The sequence below is a fragment of the Streptomyces sp. NPDC002265 genome, from assembly GCF_040296125.1.
Classification (GTDB): domain Bacteria; phylum Actinomycetota; class Actinomycetes; order Streptomycetales; family Streptomycetaceae; genus Streptomyces.
On sequence record NZ_JBEOWS010000079.1, the window covers coordinates 21,955 to 30,170 of the forward strand.

Consider the following 8,216-nt stretch of genomic DNA (forward strand, 5'->3'; position numbering starts at 1 on the left):
CGTCCCCCGTCGGCGATCTCGGCGTCGGAGCTCCAGCGTTCCTCTTCGGCGTCCCGGCGGGGTCGAGGCAGTGGGCCGGTCGATGTCTCAGGAACGTCCCGATGTGTCGAGGTGTGCGAATACGACGACGTTGGACTCGTATTCGTGGGTGCTGCGGTTGTAGGTCCCGCCGCAGGTGATCAGCCGCAGCTGGGCGGTCGGGGCGTCGGCGTAGACCCGGGCGTTGGGGAAGTGGGCCTTGCTGAACGCCTGGACCGAGTCCACCTTGAAGCGGGCGGTGATGCCGTCGGCGCGGGTGATGTCCACAGTGTTGCCCGGCTTGAGGAAGCGCAGATACACGAAGATCGCCGCGCCGGTCTTGGTGTCGACATGTCCCACCACGACCGACGTTCCTCGTTCGCCCGGTGAGGCTCCGCCCTTGTACCAGCCCGCAAGGTTCTTGTTGGTGAGGGGTGGAGTGTTCAACTGTCCCGAAGGGGTCAGGGACACGTCCGTGAACGGTGCGTTCACCCCGATCTGCGGAATCACGATCCGTTTTGGTTCCGACCGCGGCAGCACGGGCCCCGAGGGACGTGCCATCGCATTTGGTCCCGGCAGCGGCGGGGCGACGGACGGGGGCGGTCCCGAAGGTGCGACCGAGTGCAGAGGTGTGGGCGGGGCGACGACGGCCGGTAGCTCCGGCGGCTTGGCATCAGCCGGAGGCGCCAGCGAGTGGTGGATGAGCAGGGCGCCCAGGGCCACCGCCGCGGCCGGCCACAGCAGAGCAGGGCCGACATGACGCGCGGGGGCTCGGCTGGGGGTCTCATCGGGCGGGGCCTGCTGCGCAAGAGTCATTAAACAAAGGCCTGTTCATCAACTGGGGCGGCGGTCGGACATCGGCGGGCCGGCGGGACGCCGGCACCGCGGCCGCAGCCGCGGGCACTGTCGTCCTTCCCAGGGCGACAGCGCCCGCGACCGAACGGCACCCGGCAAGGACCGATCAGGCCCTGACCGCATCCGACGTGCTCCGGCGCCGCAGCATGTAGGCACCCGCGCCGAGACCGCCAGCCAGGAGCAGGGAGCCTGCGGCCAGGCCGTTTCCGGACTCTGCCAGCCCGCCGCCGCCGGCCTTCACGCTGCCGCTCGGGGCCTGCTGCTTGTGGTGCGACTTGCCGCCCTTCTTCCACGGGTTGCCGCCTTCCTCGGCTCCCGCCTCGGCTCCGGAGTCGTCCCCAGCCGCGGCCGGCGCGTCACCCTCGGACTGGTCCTCGCCGTTCGGGCCTCCCTGCGACTGCTCGTCGTCGCTCGCCGCGTTGTCGTCGCCGTGCGACTCGCCGCCCTTCTTCTTCCATGAGTTGCTGCCGTCGTCGGCCAGAGCCATGGCCAGGGCACCGCCGCCGGCCTTCACACCGCCGCTCGGGGTCTGCTGCTGCTCGTGCGACTTGCCGCCCTTCTTCTTCCACGGGTTGCCGCCTTCCTCGGCTCCGGACTCGTCCCCTCCCATGTCCGGGGCGCCACCATCGGCCTGCGCGCCATCGTCCTCCCCGTTCTCCCCCGACGACTTGTGGTCGTGTTCCTTTCCGTGCTGTTTGCCGTGGCTGCCGTGGGAATTACCGCCGTCCGACGCCCGAAGTCCGACCAGCGACACGGCATGCGCGGCGGGAGCGGAGAGCGCGACGGCCGCGGCAACCGCCGCGGAGGCGAACATTGTCCGGGTCACTCGCATCAGAGGTAGTCCTTTCGCCGCCACCGCGAGGGCCGGCACCACGCCGGCACAGCGGAATCGCAGCAGCAACGTGACAACACTCAACCGACCGGCGCCCCTCACCACCGAAGGACACGGCCCAACGACCCAGCCCGTAGGCTGTTCGAGTGCCTTTAAGCCTAAAATCAACCCGGTCGGCAGCATCCCGTCACCACCAGCGAGCAGTGGCATTTCCGGGGTGCGAGTGCGCGTTCCGGTACCGATCGTCGCAGGCGCATTCCCTGATGACGCCGCATCAGGCCTTCCGGCCGTTGCTCCACGCCTTGGCACTCGCGCAAGGACGCGGGCTTCCGGTCCGTGACGGGATCTGGTCGACGATCGCCGCGGCCAGTGCTCCCCAGGAAACGGCAATCATCGACAGGGCGATCAGCGACCTGACCGCAGAGGCCACGCCGTACCTGATGCTCGACACCGAAGCCGAGCAGACCGTCTACCGTCTCGCCCACCGGCCCTTCACCGAACACTTCGCACAGTTCGGTCAGGAGCACGAACGCCTCCACCAAGTGATCACCGCGGCCCTGACCACGGACGCGGCCTGCCCGAAGCCGAACTCAACTCGTACGTCGCGCAGCACCTCCCCGCCCACGCCTGCGTTCCGCGTAATTCAGCGTCCTGGAGTCACGAATCTGAGGTCTGACCTGCACGGACATGGGTGAGGGCGCCTGAGAGGCGGTTCTCTAGGCGCTGGTGTTCGTGCTGGTCAGCGGGGTGCGGGTCGGAGCGCGATGATCTGCTTCGGTGCGGGCATGCTGAGTTTGGCCAGCAGGTCCCTCGGGGGCTTGGTGAGGGCAGTGACCTGGCGGAACAGGCCGGTAGGGCCGGTGAACGTACCGAGGTGGCGCCGGTCTAGGTCGCGGCGGACGGTCGTCCAGGTCGCGTCGGCAGTGGTCTCGATGATGCGGATCAGCAGCAGGGCGAGCCGGCAGAGGACGACGTGTGCGCGTATGCGTTCCTCGAGCCGGTGGTAGACGGGCCGCAGGTCGATGATCTGCTTCATGTCCCGCCAGCCCCGCTCGACTTCGAGGAGCTGTTTGTATCCGAGCGCGATGTCCTCGGCGGACAGGTCCGGGCCGGAGCATCGCAGCAGGTACTTGCCGTCGAGGTATTCCTCGGTCTTGATCTCCGCGGTGTCGATGCGGAGCTTGCCGGACGGGGTGGTGCGGAGGTAGCGGTTGAGGCCGGGCTTATCGGCGATCTTGCCGCGGAGTTCGCCGCGTTTGAAGTCGCTGAGGTTGTCGGCTTCTTCGATCAGGGTCGTGAGCTTGGAGACGAGCTGTTCGCGCATGTGCTGGTCACGGGCGCCGGCTTCGGGGTTGTGACAGATCACGAACCGTTCGGTGTCGGAGATCCGCACCTCCTTGACCCGCATGTTCTGGGCGAGCTCGCCGTAGCGGCCCCGGCGGGACAGGGCGGCCTTCACCTCAGGGCTGCCGGAGCGGAGTGTCTCTCCGACGATGTAGGCGTTGTCGCCCTGGCGGAGGTAGCGGCGGTTGCGTTCGCTGGAGAATCCCCGGTCGGTGACCCACACGATCTTGCTGAGGGTCCAGTCCCGCATGTCGTCCTTGACCTGCCGGATCAGCTTCTGGTCACCGGTGTTCCCGGGCCAGGACCAGACGCGGACCGGGATCCCGTCCCTCGTGACGGCCGTCCCGATCACGATCTGCGGCAGGTCGTCGCGGGAGTCCTTCGACTTGCCGAAGGTACGGAATCCGCCCTGATCCGCGCTCTCGCCGTCCTCAGCGACTCCGACAACACCTTCGTCGTCATCCAGCCCGACGAGGACGACCCCGCCTGGTTCGCCTCGGTGGCCGTCCTCGACGAAGGCGGCTACGAGATCGTCGGCCGCGACACCACCCGCAACGAGCACGAGGTCACCACGGCAAACAGCATCAACGGCATCGCCCGCGACCTCACCATCTGGATGGCCGCCCGCAGCATCAGCGTTCGCCAATCCCGATCGCACCCCGGCGTCGAACCTCTGTGGCCTGCTCCCGCGCTGCTGCTGCCTCTGCTCTCGCCCTGACCCGGTCCTCCTCGAAGACCAGCACACAGGCCAATGCGTCCAAGGCCGCAGCGATCCTCCCCCGCCAGTCAGCGAACTCGACAGAGTCCGCACCGGATGGCTGCTGCGATTTCACAGAGCGGAGATGGCGCAGAACGTGCTTGAGCACGGGGTCCAATCACGAGGCTTCTCTCTATCAGTACACGGTCGACCCATCGTGCACCACTTTCAAAACACGGCCTAGCCTTGCGCTGGCCGGGCCGCGGTTCGCGGCGTCCAGCGGCGATGAGAGCGATCTGCAGAACCGTGAAAGAAACGGCTCGGGTGCGGACAGGTAGGCGTGTGGAATCGATCCAAGAACAGGAGCCCGCCCGCTCCCGCGAGCAGCGGTATGAGGGGCTGGCCCGCGTCGTGGCGGAACCGCTGCACCGCTACCTGCGGAGACGGGCTGATGCCGACCAGGTCGAGGACATCCTCGCGGAGTCCATGCTCGTCCTGTGGCGCCGCCTGGACGACGTGCCCGGTCTGGATGTGGGACCTGTGCCGGCTGCCGACAAGGTTCTGCCCTGGTGTTACGGCGTGGCCCGGGGGTGCCTGTCCAACGCGCGCAGAGCTGACAGGCGTCGCCTTCGGCTGGTGGAACGGCTGACCCGGACGGCTGCCGTCCCGACCGTGCACCCGCACTACGGCGACCACGAGCAACTGCACGCCGCCCTCGGCACGCTAGGTGAGACCGACCGTGAGGTGGTGTTGCTGTGGGCGTGGGAAGAGCTCGCGCCTCGTGCCATTGCCGAGGTGACGGGCCTGAGTGCCAACGCAGTGAGTATTCGCCTGCACCGGGCGAAGAAGAAGCTGGCCGTGCTGCTCGACGGAAAGAACGGCCTGTCTGCCGGACACGAAACGGCTGACGGAAGGAGCACCCGGTGAACGAGGACCAACTGCTGGCCCGCCTCAGGGCCGCGGATCCTGCGCTGGTTGGCGGCACTCCTCCGCCTGATGTCGACCGGCTCTTGGAGGCTGCCATGACTACAACCCAGGTTCCCGCCCAGAAAAGCGGTACACGACGCCCCCGGCGGCCACTGCTGCTGGCCGCGGCGGCCGTCGCGCTGACGACGGCAGGTGCCCTCGCCTGGCAGGGCACCCGCTCCCCTGCCTCCTCTCCATCTGCGGCCCCACTCGTGCTGAGGGTGCAGACGGCAGACGGAGCGGCCAAGTGTGCTGCTCCCAGCGTCGACAGGCTGCGCACCAACACCACCGCCTTTGAAGGGGCGGTGACATCTGTGACGGGTCAGCAGGTCACGTTCCGGGTCGAGCACTGGTACCGCGGAGGAGGAGACGGGCGCACCGTGACGGTGGATCATGCCGAGAATCTGGAAGCCGTCTCGTTCAGTACCGGTGACAGCTACCTCGTCGTTGCCCAGCACGGCAGGATCGACACGTGCGGCGGCACGGTCTGGGCCGAGCCGCAGATGCGGGATCTGTACCGCCAAGCGTTCCGGGACCAATGACCCGGGCCGTGCTGGAGAAACCAGTCATGATCTTCATCGCCGTCAAGTTCACCGGCCGTCGGGAGTACAGCGAGAGCTGGCTCGACCGTCAGGGCGCGTGCGCGGGTGGTGGCGTAGGCGGCGAAGGCGCCGATCTGGCAGTTCTCGGTGCGGCCGGGAGGGGCGGTCCGGCAGGACCGCCCCCCAACTTGCCCTCTGCCAACTACACTCCCGACGACGCCTCTGACCAGGCCAGATAGCGAATGGCTGCTGGAGTACTTGTGCGCACGGGGGTCTCCTCGCTGTCCAGGGCCCGACGGCGAATAGGGGCGGCGCCGGCGCCCAGTTCCTGCTCCGCTCCTCCGCCCGCCGGATGCCCACCCCCTTCCGGCACATGGGCGACGGCTCCTGCCTGGCCCGAGTCGGCTACGGCGTCCTGCCCGTCCTGCTGACCGTCCGCGTCGTCGAGGCGTCCGTCAGCCGGCCTAGGCGGCGGCTGGGTCGGCCGGGAGGTCTGCTCCGGGGACAGCCGACTGATCGTCAACTCTTCAGGGATCCAAGGAATTCGAGTAGCGCTGCATTCACCTCGTTGGGGCGCTCCTCGGCAATCCAGTGCCCGCAGCCGGACAGGATGTGCGCCGGTCCGACGGTCGGGTGGAGCGTGGGCAGGGCGGGGATGACTCGGTCCATCCCCGGGAATCCGTAGACCAGGTCCCGATCGCCGGTGAGATACCGGCCGGGCATCCCATACTGTGTGCCGTCCCATGGGGCGGTCAGCTGCCAGTTGCGGTCGAAGTTGCGGTACCAGTTGAGGGCACTGGTGAACCCGGCTTCGGTGAACTCCGTCGCGAGTGTGTCGATGTCGGTCTCGGTGAGCCAGGCGGGAAGTTCCTGGGGGTCCTCGAAGAGGTCCAGGAATCCCTTGCCCGGTGGAACCAGCGGCTCGATCGGCGGGTCGCTGTGCGGGTTGTCGCCGCTGAGGCCATACATCACGCGGCGGAAGGTGGCGTGCGGGTCCTTCGCGAACTCGGCGTCGGCGACGCCGGGGGTCTGGAAGTAGTTCCAGTAGAACTGGCCGCCGAACAGCTGGCGCATCGCCTGCAGCGGAGGGATCGGACCGTGCCGCGGCGGCGGGACGCTGAGGCCCACGACCCCCCGGATGACGTCGGGCCGCATCAGCGCGGTGGACCATGCGACCATGGCGCCCAGGTCGTGGCCGATGACCACGGCCTGCTGTGCGCCGAGTGTATGGATCAGGCCGATGACGTCACCGACGAGGTGCAGGGTGGTGCATTCCTCAACCGCGGCGGGCCGGTCGCTGCGGGCGTAACCGCGCTGGTCAGGGGCGACGACGTGGTATCCGGCCTCGGCCAGGGGCGTGAACTGATGGCGCCAGTTGTACCAGCATTCGGGAAAGCCGTGGAGCAGGAGGACCAGGGGCCCTTTCCCGTCCTCCGCGATGTGCAGCTGAAGCCCTCCAACGGTAAGCGTGCGGTGCTCGACCATGGTCACGCGCCCCCTTCCAGGGTGCGGTTCGGCACGCAACTCACGCTACGCGCCATCCCATCGACCGCGGAGTGATCGCCTGCCGTGGTCGCGGGACGGTGCTTGACCAGCAGTAGGTCGAGAGATGAGTGAGGGCCGCTCCGAGGGACACGGGGGGGGTGGAACTGCGTCGACTCGAGCACTTCGTCGCCGACCATGACGACATCGCGCTGGCATCAGGGCTCGCCGGAAAGCCGACGGACCCACATACGGCCGCCCTGTTTCACTTCGGCCACATGTAATCCTCGGCAGCGTCGACGATCAGGTTCGTGACCGCCTGCGGGTGGGAGACGAGGGACACGTGCGAGGAGTTGATCTCCACTGTCTTCCGGGCGTTCGCCCGCTTCGCCTCGAACAATTCCAGGGCCGGGTTGATCGACTGGTCCTGCTTGCCGACGAGCGCGTACACGGGCTTGTTCCGCCACGCGGCGCCGGTGAGCTTGTCCGCGAACGCCGACAGTGCGATCGGACGCTGGGTGACTCCCATGAGGTTGGTCTGACTGGTGGGCAAGTCCGCAGCGAAGACGTGGTGCAGCTTGTCCGGCTGCACGTAGACGTCCGTACCGGTGGAGCCGTCGCCGTTACGGAAGGGCACCTGCATGAGGGCCGTGGTCAGCGGGGCGGGAGCGAACTTCGCAGAGAGGCTGGAGAAGGACTCTCCCACGTCCGGCATGATCGCGTTGATGTAGACGAGGGCCTTGACGTTGTCGTTTCCGACGGCGGCCTGCGAGATCACCTCTCCCCCGTAGGAATGGCCGACCAGGACGATCGGCCCCTTGACGGACTTCAGGAAGCTCGCGAGGTAGGTCGAGTCCTGGGGAATGCCCCGAAGCGGGTTGGCCGGCGCGTCCACCGTGTAGCCGTTCTGCTGGAGCAGCTGCACGACCCCGTTCCAGCTCGATGCGTCAGCGAAGGCCCCGTGCACCAGCACGATCGTGGGCTTCGCTCGGCCGGGATCACCGCCCGGACCACCGGCCTGCGCCGATTCGACTGCCAGTGCGGAGGTGAGACCCGATACGGCCGCAAGAGCCGCAGCCCAGCGGGCCATGTGCACGGTGGGGCGGGACGCGCGGGATATGTGCATGCCGGTCCTTTGGTGCAGGGGGACGTCGTGCGACGCCAGGGATTCCATGTTTGATGGCACCCGACGGCTTGTCCCGGCGCAGGAGCCATTCGAGTGAAACCCGAATCCCGCGGTAGCGCTGCCGCGGGATTTGGTGCACAAGAATTCGTCACTGAATTTCAGAGAGCCCGACGGCTTCAAGGCCGCCCTCTCGCAATGGATTCAGTTTTCCCGTAAAGCCGACGGCGACTAACTTGGTTGAAATGCTTTCCCCCCAACTTGACTCTGACGCGTAAATAACAGCAGGTGGGGGCTCTTTCGGGCAGGGGTGTCGGCCCGGTCGGGTCTGTCCGCCGGGCCCCTTCCCCCCTGTTC

At 67.7% G+C, this 8,216-nt stretch carries 7 protein-coding genes and 2 pseudogenes; 4 read left to right on the top strand and 5 right to left on the bottom strand.

Annotation, left to right across the window (positions count from 1 at the left end):
- Window positions 1-87: 87 nt before the first annotated feature.
- Window positions 88-834, bottom strand: a complete 747-nt coding sequence (locus tag ABT085_RS16650) for a class F sortase (protein WP_351607481.1) — start codon at window positions 832-834, stop codon at window positions 88-90.
- 145 nt (window positions 835-979) lie between these two features.
- Window positions 980-1,705 carry a hypothetical protein gene (locus ABT085_RS16655; protein ID WP_351607484.1) on the bottom strand — a complete coding sequence of 242 codons (726 nt, stop codon included), beginning with the start codon at window positions 1,703-1,705 and terminating at the stop codon, window positions 980-982.
- Between the two features lie 263 nt (window positions 1,706-1,968).
- Here ABT085_RS16655 and ABT085_RS16660 point away from each other — a divergent pair, with 263 nt between their 5' ends.
- A complete protein-coding gene (locus ABT085_RS16660) occupies window positions 1,969-2,400 on the top strand; it encodes a hypothetical protein (protein ID WP_351607486.1) in 432 nt (143 codons plus the stop codon).
- 44 nt (window positions 2,401-2,444) lie between these two features.
- Here the strand turns inward: ABT085_RS16660 and ABT085_RS16665 are convergent.
- Window positions 2,445-3,470, bottom strand: a pseudogene (locus ABT085_RS16665) (IS1634 family transposase); the annotation flags it as partial.
- 9 nt (window positions 3,471-3,479) lie between these two features.
- Between ABT085_RS16665 and ABT085_RS16670 the strand changes: the two are divergent.
- The 3 genes and pseudogenes from ABT085_RS16670 to ABT085_RS16680 form a co-directional block, all read left to right on the top strand.
- Window positions 3,480-3,767 (top strand): annotated as a pseudogene (locus ABT085_RS16670) (hypothetical protein); the annotation flags it as partial.
- A gap of 264 nt (window positions 3,768-4,031) precedes the next feature.
- Window positions 4,032-4,673 (top strand): RNA polymerase sigma factor, encoded by a 642-nt coding sequence (locus ABT085_RS16675; protein ID WP_351607488.1) that lies wholly within the window; start codon window positions 4,032-4,034, stop codon window positions 4,671-4,673.
- A complete protein-coding gene (locus tag ABT085_RS16680; protein ID WP_351607491.1) occupies window positions 4,670-5,254 on the top strand; it encodes a hypothetical protein in 585 nt (194 codons plus the stop codon). Before ABT085_RS16675 ends, ABT085_RS16680 begins: the two co-directional genes overlap by 4 nt.
- Window positions 5,255-5,773: 519 nt before the next feature.
- On the opposite strand, the gene ABT085_RS16685 is transcribed toward ABT085_RS16680, so the two are convergent.
- Window positions 5,774-6,739, bottom strand: coding sequence for an alpha/beta fold hydrolase (locus ABT085_RS16685; protein ID WP_351607509.1), 966 nt, complete (start codon window positions 6,737-6,739; stop codon window positions 5,774-5,776).
- A gap of 262 nt (window positions 6,740-7,001) precedes the next feature.
- Window positions 7,002-7,862 carry an alpha/beta fold hydrolase gene (locus ABT085_RS16690; protein ID WP_351607494.1) on the bottom strand — a complete coding sequence of 287 codons (861 nt, stop codon included), beginning with the start codon at window positions 7,860-7,862 and terminating at the stop codon, window positions 7,002-7,004.
- Window positions 7,863-8,216: the final 354 nt, after the last annotated feature.

What these genes read in the sequence shown, in the direction of transcription:
- ABT085_RS16675 (WP_351607488.1), top strand. Translation starts at nt 4,032, where the DNA reads ATGAGAGCGATCTGCAGAACCGTGAAAGAAACGGCTCGGGTGCGGACA.
- ABT085_RS16650 (WP_351607481.1), bottom strand. Translation starts at nt 834, where the DNA reads ATGACTCTTGCGCAGCAGGCCCCGCCCGATGAGACCCCCAGCCGAGCC.
- ABT085_RS16685 (WP_351607509.1), bottom strand. Translation starts at nt 6,739, where the DNA reads ATGGTCGAGCACCGCACGCTTACCGTTGGAGGGCTTCAGCTGCACATC.
- ABT085_RS16690 (WP_351607494.1), bottom strand. Translation starts at nt 7,862, where the DNA reads ATGCACATATCCCGCGCGTCCCGCCCCACCGTGCACATGGCCCGCTGG.
- ABT085_RS16660 (WP_351607486.1), top strand. Translation starts at nt 1,969, where the DNA reads ATGACGCCGCATCAGGCCTTCCGGCCGTTGCTCCACGCCTTGGCACTC.
- ABT085_RS16655 (WP_351607484.1), bottom strand. Translation starts at nt 1,705, where the DNA reads ATGCGAGTGACCCGGACAATGTTCGCCTCCGCGGCGGTTGCCGCGGCC.